Source organism: Cupriavidus sp. (assembly GCF_057315035.1).
The window spans coordinates 53,206-70,732 of the sequence record NZ_DBHKYV010000018.1 but is presented as its reverse complement, the minus strand read 5'-3'; the positions used below and the strand labels follow the sequence as shown (position 1 = coordinate 70,732).

Annotated in this window: 13 protein-coding genes; 4 read left to right on the top strand and 9 right to left on the bottom strand. The window is 65.2% G+C overall.

All coding sequences use genetic code 11. The features are described 5' to 3' along the window. Positions 1–60: 60 nt before the first annotated feature. The 8 genes from ACO550_RS21140 to ACO550_RS21105 all read right to left on the bottom strand — a co-directional run bounded on the left by ACO550_RS21140 (position 61) and on the right by ACO550_RS21105 (position 10,640). Positions 61–1,884 (bottom strand): flavin monoamine oxidase family protein, encoded by a 1,824-nt coding sequence (locus tag ACO550_RS21140; protein ID WP_315593908.1) that lies wholly within the window; start codon positions 1,882–1,884, stop codon positions 61–63. A gap of 5 nt (positions 1,885–1,889) precedes the next feature. Beyond that, entirely contained in the window at positions 1,890–3,188 is a 1,299-nt protein-coding gene (locus tag ACO550_RS21135) for a c-type cytochrome (protein ID WP_315593907.1), read from the bottom strand. Further along, positions 3,185–4,705 carry a glycine betaine ABC transporter substrate-binding protein gene (locus ACO550_RS21130; protein WP_485994951.1) on the bottom strand — a complete coding sequence of 507 codons (1,521 nt, stop codon included), beginning with the start codon at positions 4,703–4,705 and terminating at the stop codon, positions 3,185–3,187. The genes ACO550_RS21135 and ACO550_RS21130 overlap by 4 nt, the downstream gene beginning before the upstream one ends. 120 nt (positions 4,706–4,825) lie before the next feature. Beyond that, positions 4,826–5,170 (bottom strand): cupin domain-containing protein, encoded by a 345-nt coding sequence (locus ACO550_RS21125; RefSeq protein WP_315593906.1) that lies wholly within the window; start codon positions 5,168–5,170, stop codon positions 4,826–4,828. A 14-nt stretch (positions 5,171–5,184) separates the two neighbouring features. Then, positions 5,185–8,421 carry a DNA translocase FtsK gene (locus ACO550_RS21120; RefSeq protein WP_315593905.1) on the bottom strand — a complete coding sequence of 1,079 codons (3,237 nt, stop codon included), beginning with the start codon at positions 8,419–8,421 and terminating at the stop codon, positions 5,185–5,187. 97 nt (positions 8,422–8,518) lie between these two features. After that, a complete protein-coding gene (locus tag ACO550_RS21115; RefSeq protein WP_315593904.1) occupies positions 8,519–9,112 on the bottom strand; it encodes a DUF4136 domain-containing protein in 594 nt (197 codons plus the stop codon). 13 nt (positions 9,113–9,125) lie between these two features. Continuing rightward, on the bottom strand, positions 9,126–9,539 hold the full coding sequence (locus tag ACO550_RS21110) for a DoxX family membrane protein (RefSeq protein ID WP_315593903.1): 414 nt from the start codon (positions 9,537–9,539) through the stop codon (positions 9,126–9,128). 102 nt (positions 9,540–9,641) lie between these two features. Next, positions 9,642–10,640, bottom strand: coding sequence for a LysR substrate-binding domain-containing protein (locus ACO550_RS21105; protein WP_315593902.1), 999 nt, complete (start codon positions 10,638–10,640; stop codon positions 9,642–9,644). Positions 10,641–10,763: 123 nt separating this feature from the next. On the opposite strand from ACO550_RS21105, the gene ACO550_RS21100 reads away from it, so the two are divergent. Together ACO550_RS21100 and egtB are read left to right on the top strand one after the other, a co-directional pair. Next, entirely contained in the window at positions 10,764–11,384 is a 621-nt protein-coding gene (locus ACO550_RS21100; RefSeq protein ID WP_315593901.1) for an FMN-dependent NADH-azoreductase, read from the top strand. A 242-nt stretch (positions 11,385–11,626) separates the two neighbouring features. Further along, positions 11,627–12,922: an ergothioneine biosynthesis protein EgtB gene (gene egtB, locus ACO550_RS21095; RefSeq protein ID WP_315593900.1), complete on the top strand. Its 1,296-nt coding sequence runs from the start codon at positions 11,627–11,629 to the stop codon at positions 12,920–12,922. 123 nt (positions 12,923–13,045) lie between these two features. On the opposite strand, the gene prpR is transcribed toward egtB, so the two are convergent. After that, the gene (gene prpR, locus ACO550_RS21090; RefSeq protein WP_315593899.1) at positions 13,046–15,034 is read right to left on the bottom strand and encodes a propionate catabolism operon regulatory protein PrpR; all 1,989 of its coding nucleotides are present in this window, start codon (positions 15,032–15,034) and stop codon (positions 13,046–13,048) included. 308 nt (positions 15,035–15,342) lie between these two features. Between prpR and prpB the strand changes: the two genes are divergently transcribed. After that, complete coding sequence (prpB, locus tag ACO550_RS21085) at positions 15,343–16,251, top strand: methylisocitrate lyase (protein WP_315593898.1); 909 nt, start codon at positions 15,343–15,345, stop codon at positions 16,249–16,251. 81 nt (positions 16,252–16,332) lie between these two features. Next, positions 16,333–17,490: a bifunctional 2-methylcitrate synthase/citrate synthase gene (prpC, locus tag ACO550_RS21080; RefSeq protein ID WP_315593897.1), complete on the top strand. Its 1,158-nt coding sequence runs from the start codon at positions 16,333–16,335 to the stop codon at positions 17,488–17,490. Positions 17,491–17,527: the final 37 nt, after the last annotated feature.

Below are 17,527 nucleotides of genomic sequence, written 5' to 3'. Positions count from 1 at the left end.
ACGTCAGTTGAGATGGCCGGATTCTGTCGAATGGTGCCCGTACAAGACATCAGCATTTCCTCAAATAACAGATTCCAATGCATCAACAGCACGCTTCGCACGGTCGATCGCGGCCGTGACAGACGGGTTGCCCATCGCATCGGCGCCAGCAATACGGACATTTCCGACACCCTTCCCGGATTGCTCCAGGGCCGCCTGCAGACCGGCATCGTCTGGCGCCAGCGTCGAAGGCATGTAGCTGTAGCCATGTGCCCAGCGGTTGACGGTAATGCCGCGAATATCCCGCGCCGACTGGAAGCCGCCCTGCGCCAGCATCGTGTCCAGTTGTGCGCGAATATCGCGTTCCATGACGTCGAACGGCGTGCCCAGCAAGAACGCGCGCCCCGCGCGAAAGCGCTCGCGCGGCGCCATACCGCTGTCGGGCACGGTCGGAACGTAAAGCATGTGCAGGACCACGGGATCGCCGCTGCCGCCTGGCGCCGGCTCCAGCCAGAGATCGGCGTACGTCATGGTCGGCGCGTGGATGCGCCATGCTTTCAGTGACTCGAATGCGCGCCAGTTGTCTAGCGCCACCTTGGTGTAAACCACGGGCGCCTTGACGCCGGATCGCAACGCAGCCTTGGCCGGTTCGGGAAGCGAAGGCAGGATGAATGGCACCATCATGCCGTAGCCCGCCACGATGACGTGCTGCGCCTCCACGCGCTGCAGATTGCCTTGCCAGCCATAGGTAACGCGCGTGATCCGGACATCGGGCTCGACGGCGATGGCGGTGCTGTTCAGCCGGATCCGAACCGGCCGGCCATCCTGGTCGAGCTTGCCGTAGTCGAGGCGGGCATTGCCTGCGCCGGCGGCTGCCGGAACCAGGCGACCCACCAGCGTGCGTGCCAGCGTGGCATTGCCATCGGGAAACCACAGCCGCGATGCCGGCGATTTGCCCAGGCGCGCGTCATCTCGCGGCACGGGCATACCGGCCCCGGCCGGCAATCCGATCGCAATTGCCTGCGCAACCGATATGCCGTCGGCGTCGAGCGCGTAGGCATCCAGGCTGCGGCTGCGCAGGAAGCGCACGCCGGGCAGTCCCAGGCCCGCCTTGTCGCGCAGGAACGTGGCGTAGCGCGTGGCCTGCAAGTAAGCGAGCCTGCCATCGGCCGGCATGCCCGCCAGGAAATCGGTGTCGCCCTGGGCCAGTCGCAGCAGGGCCTGCCGATCCGCTGCCGGCAGCGGTGCTTTCGCGAGAAAGTCCGCCATGCCATCGGTACGCGTCACCTCCCCTCGGAAGCGAGCCTCGACCAGTGCCGCGAACGGGTCGCCGGACACCCATTGGTCGCGGCCGAAATGCCCGACGTCGTAAAACATCGCACGCGCCAGGCCACGCCGTTCGTAGTCCTCTCCGGGGCGCGCCTGGGCACTTGCGGTCGGCGCGAGGCCGAGCCCGGCCAGCAACGCCTGCACGGCCGGATTGTCATTGGCCGACGGCGGCATCTCGGCGCTGCCGCCGTAGGTGACTAGCGTACGGCCACGCACCGTGAATTCGTTGCGCTTGGCGTGGCCGCCGAAGTCGTCGTGATTGTCGAGGATCAGGATGCGCCGGCCCGCGCCGAACTTGCGCTGGTAGAACCATGCGGCGGCCAGCCCGCTGATGCCGCCACCCACCACCACCAGGTCATACGATTCCCGGGCCAGTACGCCTGGATAGGTCGCACCCTCGCGCGCCAGGCTGTGGGCCAGCGTGAAGGTGCCGGCATGATTGCCACGCAACCCGGTCAATGCCGGCGGATAGGTCGACGACGCCAGAGCCGCGGCGTGCAGCAGGCTGGCCGGCGCCACGCCAGCCGCAATCGTCAGCGCGGTACCGTTCAGGAAATCTCTGCGGGTAATGGTCATGGTGCTCAGGGTGCATCGGGTGCGCGCGTACCCAGCGCACGGCGCCGGTCGGCTACTGCTTCGACGGACACTGGCGCGGCGCGGTTACCCCAGCCACCGCGGATGAATGTCAGCAGGCTGGCCAGTTCCTGGTCTTCCAGGGTCCAGCCGTAGCCGGGCATGTGATAGTCGGTTGGCGCGGTATCGACCCGCGCGGTAACCGCCCCGTCAAGCAACAGGTTGATCAGCGAGGACGGATTCGGATCGACCACGGTGGGATTGCCCGCCAACGGCGGGAAGACTTTTGCAAAGCCTTTGCCGCTGGCGTTGTGGCACGGCATGCAATAGGTGGCATACTGCCGCGCGCCCGGGGTATCGAAGCGCCCCTGCTGAAGCTGCGCGGTGGTGCCTGCGTCGTAGCGGAATGGCCGGGCCTCGCCGCGCGTGCCGGGGAGCGACTTCAGATAGATGGCCACGGCGTCGAGGTCGGCTGCGTTCAGGTATTGGGTCGACGACGCGATCACGGTCGACATCGGGCCGAACGACGTGGCATGCGCATTGCGCCCGGTGTGCAGGTATTCGGCCAGTTCCGCGCTGGACCATGCACCGAGTCCGGTCAGCATGTCGCCGGTCAGGTTGGTAGCCGACCAACCCTCCACGGTTGCGCCGGACAGGAAGTGCCGGCTGGTTTCGTCGCGGCCCTTTTCGCCATAGAGCATGCCGCGCGGGGTATGACAGGCACCGCAATGGGCCACGGCCTGGACGATATAGGCACCACGCCGCCACGCTTCGCCCTGCTTTGCATCGGCTCGCACCGGGTCGCTGCGCAGGTTCACCCAGTTCCAGGGCACCAGCAACCAGCGCATGCTGTAGGGCCAGCTCAGTGTGGTCGCGCGGTTCGGCTGCCGTACCGGCTTGATCTCGCTACGCATCCAGGCATGGATCGCCGCCACATCGTCACGCGTCATTTTCGCGTACGAGGTATAGGGCATGGCCGGATACAACCGCTTTCCGTCACGGGCCACGCCGTGGCGCACCGCACGATCGAAATCGTCAAGCGTATAGCGGCCCAGCCCGGTGTCCGGATCCGGCGTGATATTGGTCGAATAGATCGTGCCGACATCGGTCCGCAGCGCCCTGCCCCCTGCCATGGGAGCACCGCCGTCCGCCGTATGGCAGGCCACGCAGTTCGCCGTGCGTGCCAGATAGCGGCCACGTTCGATCTGGTCGGCCGGCGCGGCGTGTACCGTGGCCGCCAGCAACAAGGCGCCGATTGCCGCAACGCGCGCGCCAACCCCACGCATGGTCAAGATCGTTTTCGTCATGATATGCGCCGGCGTTTGGCCCACCATTCCACCCCGCCAAATGCGCCCTGCATTACCAGCGCCAGTAGCGCGGCGGGAATCGCGCCGGCCAGCAACTGGGTCGAGTCGTTGAGTGCCAGTCCGGTAACGATGCGTTCGCCATAACCGCCGGCACCAACGAAGGCGGCTATGGTGGCAGTGCCCACGCTGATGATTGCGGCGGTTTTTATTCCGGCCAGCATGATGGGCATCGCCAGCGGAAGTTCCACGAAACGCAGCACCTGCATTGGCCGGAATCCGAGCGCGCGCGCCGCATCGCGCATGCCTTGCGAGATTTCCTGCAAGCCGGTGCAGGCGTTGCGCACGATTGGCAGCAACGCATAGAGAAACAGCGCGATCATGGCCGGCCATACGCCGATCTGGCCAAGCAGTGGAATCAGCATGGCCAGCAGCGCCAGCGATGGCACTGTCTGCAGCACGCCCACCACGGCAAGCAACACTTGCCCCAGGCGGCGCCGGCGCGCGGCCACGATGCCGAGCGGTACACCTATGAGCGTGGCGGCACCCACTGCGCCGCCCACCAGCACCAGATGCCGTACGGTCAACCGCCAGGTCTGTGCGCCGGTCAGGACCTCAAGCAGGCCCTGGCGGCCCGCACCCGCGCCGTCGATCGCCGTGTCCGGCTGTCCGGACAGGAACTGGTGCGCGATGGCCGCAAACGATGCACCGCCGGTCTCGGCGGCGGCATTCATGTCGATCATCCGGCTTACCGAAATGCGGCGCGCCAGTTGTTGCAGCGCCTGCCACGCTGACGGGAAACGGCGCGGCACATCGAGCCGGTAGACGATCACGGCCTCATAGGCCGGGAAAACATGGAGGTTGTCATCCAGCACCCTCAGGTGAAACCTGCGGATCTTGGCATCGGTCGAGTAGATATCGGTCGCATCGATCTGGCCATCGGCAAGTGCTTCGTATGCAATGCCATGGTCGATCCCCACCGGCTTCTGCGTCAGGCCATAGCGTTGCACCAGCGCCGGCCAGCCATCGACCCGCCCCATGAATTCGTGCGAGAGCCCCAGCCGCAACGACGGCTCGTGCGCGAGATCGCCGAGCGTGTGCAGGTTTTTGCCGGCACGCGCGTCGGAGACCGCGATTGCGTAGGTATTGTCAAAGCCAAGCGGAATGGCCGCGGCGAGACCCAGCGGCGCCAGCGCTGCATTGATCTGTTCGAGCGTGGCTGCCCCCGGCAGCTTCAGGATCTCACTGGCCAGTGTGCCGGTGTAGTCGGGATAGGCGTCGATGCTGCCGGCCTTGAGCGCCTCGAAAACGATCGCGGTATTGCCAAGCCCCTGCAGATGCCGTGTCTGCGCATACGGTGCGGCGGCCTGCGTCAGGATCTCACCCAGGATGAACGATTCGGTGAAACGCTTGGAGCCTATCCGCAGCGTATCGGCATGCGCGGCCGGGCCGAATGCCAGCAGCACAGGCAACCATGCAAGCGAGAACCAGGCGAACAGCGGCCGTGCGATGCGGGGCAAGCCGGAACCTCCGGATAGGTTTTCCCGACATCATAAAGCCATACGTCGTCCATACAAGTGCCCGATCGGCGCGCGAACCGGGCATCACCCGGCGCCAGCGCCGCCGGATCAGCGGGCCACTCAGCCGGCCGGCGTCACATGCACGGCCAGCCAGACCGTCGGCTGCGCCGGGTCGGTCCAGGCCACGCGATGGCGGCAATGGGCCGGCAGGTGGAGCCAGTCGCCCGCGCCAAGCGTATGGGTGGCACCCGCTTCGATCTCGACCGCAGCGCTACCCGTAATGACCAGCACCCATTCGTCATCGCCACTGTCGTACCAGAATCCGGGAGGGCTGCACTGGCCGTTCGATACGATCCGTTCGACGCGCACCTGGCCCGCCGCCGGCCACGCCAGCAGGTCACTGAAGACTTCGCCGGCCGCATGCACCGGGACGTCGTGCAACAGATTGCCCTGGGTTGCTGCCATGATGTGCTCCGCGGTCAGTCCTGGCCACCCGGCGCGATCACTTCGCGCGTGCCGTTGCGGCCCATGGGCGACACCAGCCCGGCCGCTTCCATCTGCTCGATCAGGCGCGCGGCGCGGTTGTAGCCGATCCGCAGGTGCCGCTGCACGGCAGAGATCGACGCACGGCGCGACGTCAGCACGAACTGCGCGGCATCGTCGTAAAGTGGATCGGCTTCGCCCTCGGTACCACCTTCGCCGAACAGGTCCGCGGCACCTTCCGGCGCATCGCCTGCCAGGATGGCTTCTTCGTAGTCGGGCTCGCCAAACTGTTTCCAGTGCTCCACCACGCGATGCACTTCATCGTCGGCCACGAAGGCCCCGTGCACGCGTTGCGGATATCCGGTGCCCGGCGGCAGGAACAGCATGTCGCCCTGCCCCAGCAGGCTTTCCGCGCCCATCTGGTCGAGGATGGTGCGCGAATCGATCTTCGAAGACACCTGGAAGGCCACGCGCGTCGGGATATTGGCCTTGATCAGGCCCGTGATCACGTCCACGGACGGGCGCTGCGTGGCCAGGATCAGGTGGATGCCGGCAGCGCGCGCCTTCTGCGCCAGCCGTGCAATCAGTTCCTCGATCTTCTTGCCCGCCACCATCATCAGGTCGGCCAGTTCGTCGATGACCACCACGATCAACGGCAACGTGGACAACGGCTCCGGTGCGTCGGGCGTCAGCGAGAACGGGTTGGGCACCTTCTGTTCGGCGGCTTCGGCGGCACGGATCTTCTGGTTGTAGCCGGCCAGGTTGCGCACCCCAAGCGCCGACATCAGCCGATAGCGCTTTTCCATTTCGCCGACGCACCAGTTCAACGCGTGCGCGGCCTGCTTCATGTCCGTCACCACCGGCGCCAGCAGATGCGGGATGCCTTCGTAGACCGACAGTTCCAGCATCTTCGGATCGATCATGATCAGGCGCACGTCTTCGGGCGTGGCCTTGTACAGCATCGACAGGATCATCGCATTGACCGCCACCGACTTGCCCGATCCGGTGGTCCCCGCCACCAGCAGGTGCGGCGCGCGAGCCAGGTCGGTCACTACCGGATGGCCCGTGATGTCCTTGCCCATGGCCAGCACGAGCTTCGACGCGTGTGCGTCGAATGCGCTGCCGCTGACGATCTCCGACAGACGGATCATCTGGCGCTTCGCATTCGGCAATTCCAGCCCCATGCAGGTCTTGCCCGGAATGGTCTCGACCACGCGAATCGACGTCACGCCCAGCGCGCGTGCCAGGTCCTTCATCAGGCCCACCACCTGCGAACCACGCACGCCAATTGCCGGGTCCACTTCGAACCGGGTAATGACCGGGCCAGCACTGGCACCCACCACGGTCACCGGCACCTTGAATTCGGCCAGGCGCTGGGAAATCAGCTCGCTGGTCTGCTGTAGCAGTTCGTCGGACACCTGCTCCGCGCCTTCGTCACCGGCCTCCAGCAGATCGGTGCCCGGCAGCCGGTAGTCCACCGGCGCGCGTGGCACCGGGGGCGGTACTACGGCAACGACCGGCGCCACCGGGGTGACCGGGGCGGCCGGCACCACAGGCGCGGCGGGCTGGGCAGTTCCCAGCGCTACGGTCTTGCCGATGACCGCCTGCAACACAATGCGCGGCTTGGGAGCGGGCTGCACGAATACGTTGGCGTCCTCGACCTGGGCAGGATCGTCGGGCTCGTCCTCGGCCTCGCCCACGACCGCCGGCAGTTGTGCGGACGTCCCGGCAACCGATGCTTCCCCGCCCTGGACTTCGGTCTGTGCTTCCGCTTCCGCTTCGGCCTCCGCTTCCGCTTCCGATATCGAAGCCGCTACCGCCAGTTCGATGGCTTCCGACTCGGTGGGGACGACATGCAGCGACTCTGGCAGTGGCTCTGGCGCCGGCATGGCTTCCACCGTCTCCGCCGCAGGCAGTTCAGGTTCCGGTTCCGGTTCCGCTACGGTTTCCAGACTGGCTGGCGGCAGGGCCTCGGCCGGCAACTGTTCGGATTGCAGGTCGGATTGCAGGTCGGATTGCAGGTCGGGCTGCGGGTCAGGCTGAGGTGCTGGCTGCGCGGCGCTCTCGCGTTCATCCACGGGCTTGCCCGCCAGCAGGCGCAATTCCGCCAGCAAAGCCATGGCTTCTTCACGGATCGAATCCAGCGTCACCGGCGCCTCGGCTTCATCCGAAGTGCATGCCTCTGCGGGCACGACGTCGGTGTTCGCAGCTGGCATCGCGGGTGGCGCTTCAATGACCGCCACGTCGGCTTCCACGGTTTCAGCCACGGCTTCGGCTACGGCTGCTGCCGTGGCCGCTACGGCCACGGGCTTGGCAGTGGTTTCCGGCAGCGTGGTGACCGCCGAGCGCAGACCCAGTTGGGGGTTTCGGAACGGGCTACTGACCACGGTGGCCTGTGGCATGGGCCTGCTTTGGGGCCTGGCTTCCGGCTTCGGTTGGGGTCGGGGCTGGACGCTGGCTTCGGGCTTGGCCACGGCGGCCGGACGCACCGGCGCTGGCGCTGGCGTTGGCGTTGGCGTTGGCTTGGGCATCATGCCCGCCGGCTCGCGCTTGACGGCACCGGGCGCTTCCGCGTGATGGAGCCAGATTTCGCCAGGCTGCGGCGGCGACTCGCGGGTTCGCGGTGGCGGTTGCCAGGCCGGCTGCCGGCGCGCCGAAACGGCTTCGATACTCTTGTGGCGTGGCGCCTGCCTGCCTGCCACCGGCTGAGATGGCAGCGACGTAGTTTCCCAACGCTCGGTTCCGTCGCGCTGCGGCGTTTGCGCCGATGTGCTGTGACTGAACTCGTTACGGAATTCGCTGCGGAAGTCACTGCGGAAATCGCCGCGCGTTTCGGCGCGGGCTTCCTGCCTTGGTGCCGGTGGTTCGTCATCGGCATCCGCACGCGGCTTGCGCAGCAGGAACAGGCTGCGCCAGGTCTCGCCGAACACCATCGGCGCGGCCAGCCCGAGCACGGCCAGCATCATCAGCAATGCGCCGGTCCAGCCAAGCATGCCAGACGCGGTACCCGCCAGCGCATGACCCACCGCACCACCGGCGGCAGCGCCCTCGCCTTCACCGCCGGTCAGCGCTTCAAGGGTGGCGCTGGCGCCCAGCACCAGCAGCGTGCCCATCCATACGCGCAGCGAGCCACGGCCAAAGACACGGCGATCGCCGGCAAGCGCACGCCCTACTGTTCGCCAGATAACCGGCAACAGCCAGAAGGTCGACAATCCGAACCAGCCAAGACCCATTTTTGATATGACACGTTCTAAATCACGGGCAGCGATTGTAGCGGGTCTGGCTATACGGGATTGGCTCTACACGGAAAAACTTACGCTTTAACCACAACTACTGCCCAACGCGGAACGGATACTTGGCAAAGATCAAGCCCACCACCTTGTCGATGGCCTGCTGATTGTTCTGCGGATCGGTCTGGTTGGCCTCGCCCTGCGCCACACCCTCCCATACCAACTGGTTCCGTTTCGCATCTACCAGATCGATGTTCAGGGTTCCCTCGGTATACGTATAGGTGTCGTTGTAGAAGCCATAACCAGGCCACGGCGCATAGAGGCCGCCCCGGTACGCGTAGTAGCCCATGTAGCCAGGCGGTGGCATCGGCGCCGGGCTGCTGGCGATCTTCTGCTGGAACTGCATGTTGAAGTTAACCAGCAGGTCGGGCTGGCGCGGCGCGAACTGGTAGCCACGCGCGTTCATCTCGCGCTGGACCGCGGCCTTCAGGTACTGCGTGGTCAGGCTCTCATAACCTTGCCGGTCGGTACCGGGACGCGGCACGAAGCCGAAAGTCCGGTACTGCGAGAAATCGGTGGCACGGTTGTAGTCGGTTCGGATATCGGGGCCGGTGGCACAACCGCTCGCCAGCAAACCAAGCAGCACAGTACCCGCGGCAAGCGCCCGACCGAGCAAGAATGTCAGACGGACCATGATGTCGGTCTCCCTAGTTCCATTTCCCGTCGATGCCGCCAATGCTGAAGCGGCCTGCGCCAAGCAGTGCCACGGCCAGCGCCGCGGCCAGGTACATGCCCTGCAATTCCAGCGCCCAACCACCGGTCGGTGCCATTTCACCGAGCTGTTTCGCATGGACGAGGGCGAACGCAAACACCATGTTGACCGCCACGATCAACGCTGCCAGCCGCGACCAGAGGCCGATGATCAGCAGAACTGGCGCCACCACCTCGCCAATATAGACACCGTAGGCCAACGCTGCCGGCAGGCCGGCCTGCGTGACCACCTGCACCACAAAGCCAGGACCTGCCATCAGCTTGGCAATCCCGTGCACCAGAATCAACACACCCAATACGATACGAAGAATGGCCTTGCCCAGATCCTGCGTTCCTTGCGTGCGGCTCATCGCGTTGGCTCCTTGCAGTTGGATACAGGCGCATGTGACCTGCACAACTACCTTAGATCGTGCTGGCGTGAAGGTAAAGACGCAGCGCTCGACGCCTCCGGCCTAATCCTCCCCGTTTTCCGGACCATCGGCGCGTGCCGGCGCAAGGCCGGACGGGGGTGCCGCATGCATGGGCATGCCGCCCATCGACATCATGCCCACCTTGCGGCCATGCTCGGGCAACACCTCGGCCAGGAAATCGAGAAAGCGGCGCAACGCCGGTGTGACACCCTGCCGCGAGGGAAACACCGCGTGCAATACACCCATCGGCAAGTCCCACTGGGGCAGCAGCACCTCAAGATGGCCGCGCTCGATATCGTCGCGGCAATACATGCGCGGCAGCATCGCCACGCCTACGCCGGCAATGGCGGCTTCGCGCAGCAACGCGAACTCATCGGAAACCAGGCGCGGTTCGTAGCCAATATTGACGGCCTCACCGGCCTTGTCATACAGCGTCCAGAGGTGGCGGCCTTCATGAGGTTTCTGGCCTACGCCCGGCATGCCTTCCAGCGCCTGCGGCGTGCGCGGCCGGCCGATGCTGTCCAGTAACGCGGGACTTGCAACCAGTTTCAGGTCGCTCTTGCCAAACGTACGTACTGCCAGGCTGGAATCGTCGAGCACATTACGCACGCGCAAGGCCATGTCGTAGCCTTCGCCGATGACGTCGACACGGCGGTTAGTTGCGTCGATCTCAAGCTGGATGCCGGGGTTGGCGCGCATGAAGTGGCCGACATTGGGCGCCAGCAGGATCTGCACGATAGCCACTGGGCAACTGATCTTGAGAAATCCTCCCGGCTGCTCGCGCGCCTGCTCGATCACTTCACGCGCGGCCTCGGCAGCTTCCAGCATCTCGCGGCAGTGTGCGTAATACGATTCCCCCAGCGGCGTGACCCGCACCTGGCGCGTGGTCCTGCGCAGCAACTGCACGCCCAGATCGCGTTCCAGCTGGGCAATGCGGCGCGACAGCCGAGATTTCGGCACGCCGGTAGCGCGGCTTGCCGCCGAAAAACTGCCGTGCTGTACCACCTGGGCGAACAGCGACAAATCGTTGAGGTCCTGCATGATCCGGGCTCCAGCTCTTCCGTTGCATCAATAGAACAATCATTTGCATTTTGCCTCACTACCGGCATCAATGGCCAGCCTATATCTTTCAGCCATCCCAACCGAACTTAGTGGAGCCAGACAATGAACATCCTGCAGATCGATTCGAGCGTACTGGGCGACAACTCCGTATCGCGCAACCTGACCGCCAGCATCGTGGCCGACCTCGTGGCCAAGAACCCGGCCGCCAACGTGACCGTGCGCGACCTCGACCGCGAAGCCCCCGCCCACCTGGGCAACCATCTGCTGCCGGTACTGGGCGGCCCGAAGGATGGCCTGAATGCGGTGCAGCAAGCCGAACTGGAGCTCACCGAAGCGTTCCTGGCCGAATTCCTGGCCGCCGATGTGCTGGTGATTGGTGCTCCGCAGTACAACTTCGGCATCCCGAGCCAGCTCAAGGCCTGGATCGACCGCATTGCCCAAGCCGGCCGCACGTTCCGCTACACGGCAAATGGCCCGGAAGGCCTGGCCGTCGGCAAGCGCGCAGTGGTCGTGTCGTCGCGTGGTGGTGTGCGCCAGGATGGCTCGGCGCTCGATCTGCATGAAATCACCATGGACGCCGTGCTGCGTTTCCTGGGCATCACCGATATCACCTTCGTCCGCGCTCACGGCCTGGCGATGGGTCCGGAAGCCCGCGAAGCCGGCCTGACCAAGGCACGTACCGAGATTGCCGCACTCAACGACGCCGTTCGCGCCGCCGCCTGAGCCTCGCACCGCATCACCCCACCTCCGTGAAGTACCCGGCGTCGTTCCCCTTCGGCGCCGGGGCTGCCTGAGACCGGTATCCCCTCGCGGGATACCGGTCTTTTTTATGTCTCGCCCGTAGGCATCGACCTACATCGCTAGCGGACGGCCGCCCGCTCGCCCGTTCGGTCGGATGGGTCTATGATGGTTCGACAGTCCGCCTGTCGAGCCCGCCCACCGAAGTCCGCCATCCGGGAGCCTGCATGACCTCAGCCTCAGCACTGTTGCCTGCCACGGCCAGCCATCCGCCGCACGAACCCGCGCTGCTGAGCCAGTACAGACACGTGCGCGCCGCCACCGAAGCCATGGTGGCGGATCTGACCGACGCTGATGCCACCGTGCAATCGATGGACGATGCCAGTCCCGCCAAATGGCATCTGGCGCATACCACCTGGTTCTTCGAGGAATTCGTGCTCGCGGCGCGGCTGCCCGACTACGAACCGGTCGATCCGCAGTATCGCTACCTGTTCAACTCGTACTACGAATCGGTTGGCGCACGTCATCCGCGGCCGCGCCGCGGGCTGCTGACACGGCCCTCGCTTGACGAAGTGCTGGCCTACCGCGAGGCCGTCGACGAAAGCATGTTGTCGCTGCTGATGTCGGCGCAGACCGACGATGAGGCCGCGCTGATCACACTGGGCCTGCACCACGAACAGCAGCATCAGGAATTGCTGCTGACCGATATCCTGCATTTGTTCGCCCAGAATCCGCTGCGTCCGGCTTATGTGCCGGCTCTGACGGTTCCCGTGATCAGTGATCCGCGCCCTGCTCCGGAATGGATTCCATTGCAAGGCGGCATTGTCACGATCGGACACGGCGGCGACGGTTTTGCCTTCGATTGCGAAACCCCGCGGCACCAGGTGTTGCTGCAACCGTACACGCTGTGCTCGCACCCGGTGAACAACCGCCAGTGGTTCGAATTTATCGAGGATGGCGGCTACCAGACCGCGGGCCTGTGGCTGTCCGATGGCTGGCGCTGGGTCTGCGATCACCAGATCGAAGCGCCGTTGTACTGGGAGGAACGCGAAGGCACATGGTGGCAGATGACGCTGCGGGGCATGCAGCCGGTTGACCCGGACAGCCCGGTCACCCATGTCAGTTTCTTCGAGGCCGATGCGTTCGCGCGCTGGGCGGAACGGCGCCTGCCTACCGAAGCGGAATGGGAACACGCCGCCCGCAACCTGGCGGCCACCGGCAACTTTGTCGAGGGACGTACGCTGCGTCCGCTGCCCGACCGGCAAGACACCGCGGGCGCACTGCGGCAAATGTTTGGCGATGTATGGGAATGGACCGCCAGTGCCTTCCTGCCCTATCCGGGCTTCCGACCCAGCGCGGGTGCCGTGGGCGAATACAACGGCAAGTTCATGAGCAGCCAGATGGTGCTACGTGGCGGGTCGTGCGTCACCCCCGAGTCGCATATCCGTGCGACCTACCGCAATTTCTTCTACCCGCATCAGCGCTGGCAGTTCACGGGCGTACGCCTGGCCGACGACATCTGACCCCTGTCTTGCAAGCTGGTATTGATGGGCGCTCCTGAATATCAGGAGCGCCCATTTTGCTGGTCGGATCAACGCATGGCAGTTAATTGCCGAATCAGTCAGTTCGAGTCAGGAAGCTACATATCAATCCTGACGCAGCCGCCGCCAAAGCGTGGTGGCACTGATGCCAAGCTGCGCGCAGGCGGCTGCCCGGTTGCCGCCGCATTCTTCCAGCACCTTGCGAATATGTTCGGCCTGGCTGGCCTGCGCCACGCCTGCCAGCGACGGTCGCGCGGAAGGCACGGACGCGTCCGTTTGCGCCGGGGCCGTTAATTGCCGGTTTGAAAACAGCTCCGGCACCGCTGCCTGCAATTCCCTCTGCTGCGCTGGTGGTTCCAACTGTGCGCCGGCCACCAGCACCGCAATGCGCTCGGTTACGTTTTCGAGTTCACGGATATTCCCCGGCCATGCATAGCCGGTCAGCCGCGCCTGCACCTGTGCGGGCAGCGGCTGCGGCGCGGCAATGCCCAGTCTTTCCTGCGCGCGCCGATACAGCAGCGCCGCCAACTCCGGCAGGTCTGCAACGCGCTCGCGCAAAGGCGGCATGTCGATGCGCAGGATATTCAGGCGGTAGTAAAGGTCCTGCCGGAACGTACCCTCGCGCACCAGCGCCGCAAGGTCGCGGTGCGTGGCGGCAATCACGCGCACATTGACGGGCACCGCCTCGATGCCGCCGATCGGCAGCACCTGTTTTTCCTGCAGCACGCGTAGCAAACGGGTCTGCAACGCCGGCGGCATGTCGCCGACTTCATCCAGGAACAGCGTGCCATTGTGCGCCGATTCAAACAGGCCGGCCTTGCCGCCACGGCGTGCGCCGGTGAACGCGCCCTCCTCGTAGCCGAACAGTTCCGACTCAAGCAGCGCCTCCGGAAATGCCGCGCAGTTGACGGCCACGAACGGAAACGCGCGGCGTGGGCTGGCGTCGTGCATACCCTGTGCCAGCACCTCCTTGCCGGTACCGCTTTCGCCGCCCACCAGCACCGTCGAATCGACCACCGCATAGCGCCGCGCCAACGCACGCAGGTCGTTCATCGCGGCGGAATCGCCGGCCAGGTCATCGAGGCTATATCGCACGCCCGCCGCGCGCGGCCGGGTGCGCGAACGCAGGTTGCGGTCGGCCCGATGAATTGCATTGGCATCCTGGATCGTCAGCACCGCCCCCGAGGTACCGGCTTCGCCAACAATCGGAATCCGGTTCACCACCACCATCCGGTCGCCCAGCCGGTGGATCGCCTCGAGTTCCCGGGCACCGCTGCGCATTACGCCATCCAGCGACAGGTCCGGCGCCAGGGTCGACAGCTTGCGTCCCACCGCCACGCCGGCCGGCGTGCCAAGAAAGCGTTCCATGGCCGGATTGAATGCCTGGACCCTGCCCTCGGCATCCACGGCCGCCACCCCTTCGTTCAGGTGCGCCAGGATGGCGTTGACGTAGTCGCGCCGCGTGGATTCGATACGGCGCAGGCGCGCCGCCTCGATCGCATCCTCCAAGGCCAGCCGCACTGCGTTGCCCGAATACAGGAATACGCCGACCAGTCCGTACTTGTCGGCCAGGTCGGTCACCATGCCGGGCCCCACCACCACCCGGATGCCCTCTTCCTTGAGCGCCCGTACGCGTGCGGTGGCATCGTCCTCGGTCAGATAGGTGTAGCGTGGAATGTCGAGCCCGAACGCGCCAACGAATTCATCCACTTCGGCGTAGGTCGAAGCATGCGTGACCAGCGCCACCCGCGGCGAAATGCGCCGTGCCGTGGCCAGCGCGCTCATGACATCGAAGCCCGTGACCTTGACCAGTACCACGGGAACATCGACGTGCTGGCGCAGGTAGGCCCCATTGGAACCACCGGCCACCACCACGTCCACTCGGTTCTCGCGCGCCTCGCGATTGATGGCGCTGGCCGCCGCCTCGAACGCCCGGCCGACGATGCGGAATTCCGCCCGTGCGGCATAGGCGGGAATCAGGTCCGCGAACGCACGCGACAAGCGGCTGATGCCCATCGCCCAGATGCGTGGCCGGGCGCCGGCGGCTGGCGCGGACGCAGGATTGAGCGGCAAGGGGGATGGCAGTGACGACATGGAAGGTGGGCCGGGACCGGCATATATTCGATCAGGTTCGGTTCCAGATTGTGCGCCGGCGCCTTTCACATTTCAACTTTGAAATCATTGAATTTCATTCAAGCAATCAAAATGTGAAAAAGCAGCCGCTTAAAGAACGGGCACCAGGGGACTCAAGGCAGCCTAACCTACTGATAAGAAAGGATTTCTGCGCGACGCACCGGCGCAACCGAGGCGCCATGGCCGTTCCTCGAAAACCTGGCACACGCTTTGCGCCTAGATGCGCCGCCCTGCCTGACGCAGGTTGAAACCTACAAGAGATGCCCGCCATGACTTTTTCCGCCAACGAACTCGCCCGCTCCGCGGGTGCCCGCTTCCGCCAGGCCCTGATCGACGAAGCCCCGCTGCAGATTCCGGGCACCATCAACGCCAATCACGCGCTGCTGGCCAAACGCGCCGGTTATCGCGCAATCTACCTGTCGGGCGGCGGCGTGGCTGCCGGTTCGCTGGGCCTGCCCGACCTGGGCATTTCGAACCTCGACGATGTGCTGACCGATATCCGCCGCATCACCGATGTCTGCGACACGCCGCTGCTGGTGGACGTCGACACCGGGTTCGGCGCGTCGGCCTTCAACGTGGCCCGCACCACGCGCTCGCTGATCAAGTTCGGCGCCGCCGCCATGCATATCGAAGACCAGGTTGGCGCCAAGCGCTGCGGCCATCGCCCGAACAAGGAAATCGTCGGCAAGGACGAGATGGTCGACCGCATCAAGGCCGCCGTCGACGCCCGCACCGACCAGAATTTCGTAATCATGGCCCGCACCGATGCGCTGGCCGTGGAAGGCCTGGATGCCGCGATCGAACGCGCGGTGGCCTGCGCGGAAGCCGGTGCCGACGCCATTTTCCCGGAAGCCATGACCGACCTCGACATGTATGCCAAGTTTGTCGATGCCGTGAAGGTGCCGGTGCTGGCCAACCTGACCGAATTCGGCGCCACGCCGTATTTCACGCTCGACGACCTGCGCAGCGTGGGCGTGGCCATGGCACTCTATCCGCTGTCGGCCTTCCGCGCCGCCAACAAGGCCGCCGAGAACGTCTTCACGGCTATCCGCCGCGACGGCACGCAGAAGAACGTGGTCGATACGATGCAGACGCGCGCCGAACTCTACGAGCGGATCGACTACCATGCCTACGAGCAGAGCCTCGACGCCCTGTTCGCCCAGGCCAAAACCAAATAAGCCAACCGTACAACCGGGACCCAAGACGCGCTGAACACCATGGCAGCTCGCAAAACTACCTCACAGAACCAGGAGACCCAGATGTCCGAAGCCCAACCGCTGGCCACGCCGAAGCCCAAGAAGTCCGTTGCCCTGTCGGGCGTTGCCGCCGGCAATACCGCACTGTGCACCGTTGGCCGTAGCGGCAATGATCTCCACTATCGCGGCTACGACATCCTCGATATCGCCGACACCTGCGAATTCGAGGAAATCGCCCACCTGCTGGTGCACGGCAAGCTGCCCACCAAGTCGGAACTGGCGGCCTACAAGGTCAAGCTCAAGGCGCTGCGCGGCCTGCCCGCCAACGTCAAGGCGGCGCTGGAATGGGTGCCGGCCAGCGCCCACCCGATGGACGTGATGCGCACCGGCGTGTCGGTGCTGGGCACCGTGCTGCCGGAAAAGGACGACCACAACACCCCGGGCGCGCGCGATATCGCCGACCGCCTGATGGCCAGCCTGGGCTCGATGCTGCTGTACTGGTACCACTACAGCCACAACGGCCGCCGCATCGAAGTGGAAACCGACGACGAATCGATTGCCGCCCACTTCCTGCACCTGCTGCATGGCGAACCGCCGTCGAAGCTCTGGGAACGCGCGATGCAGACCTCGCTGATCCTGTACGCGGAGCACGAGTTCAACGCCTCGACGTTTGCCTGCCGCGTGGTTGCCGGCACCGGTTCCGACATGTACTCGGCCATCTGCGGCGGCATTGGCGCGCTGCGCGGCCCGAAGCACGGCGGCGCCAATGAAGTGGCCTTCGAGATCCAGAAGCGCTACGACACGCCCGACGAAGCCGAGGCCGACGTGCGCCGCCGCGTGGAGAACAAGGAAGTCGTGATCGGCTTTGGCCACCCGGTGTACACCATCAGCGATCCGCGCAACGTGGTGATCAAGGAAGTGGCGCGCAAGCTGTCGAAGGACGCCGGTTCGATGAAGATGTTCGATATCGCCGAGCGTCTGGAAACGGTCATGGCCGATGCCAAGAAGATGTTCCCGAACCTCGACTGGTTCAGCGCCGTGAGCTACCACATGATGGGCGTGCCCACCGCGATGTTCACGCCGCTGTTCGTGATTTCCCGCACTTCGGGCTGGGCCGCGCATGTGATCGAGCAACGGATCGACAACAAGATCATCCGTCCGACGGCCAACTACACCGGCCCGGAGAACCTGAAGTTCGTGCCGATCGAAAAGCGCGCCTGACATTAGTCGCAACAAAAACAGTGCCACCGTCCTGCCA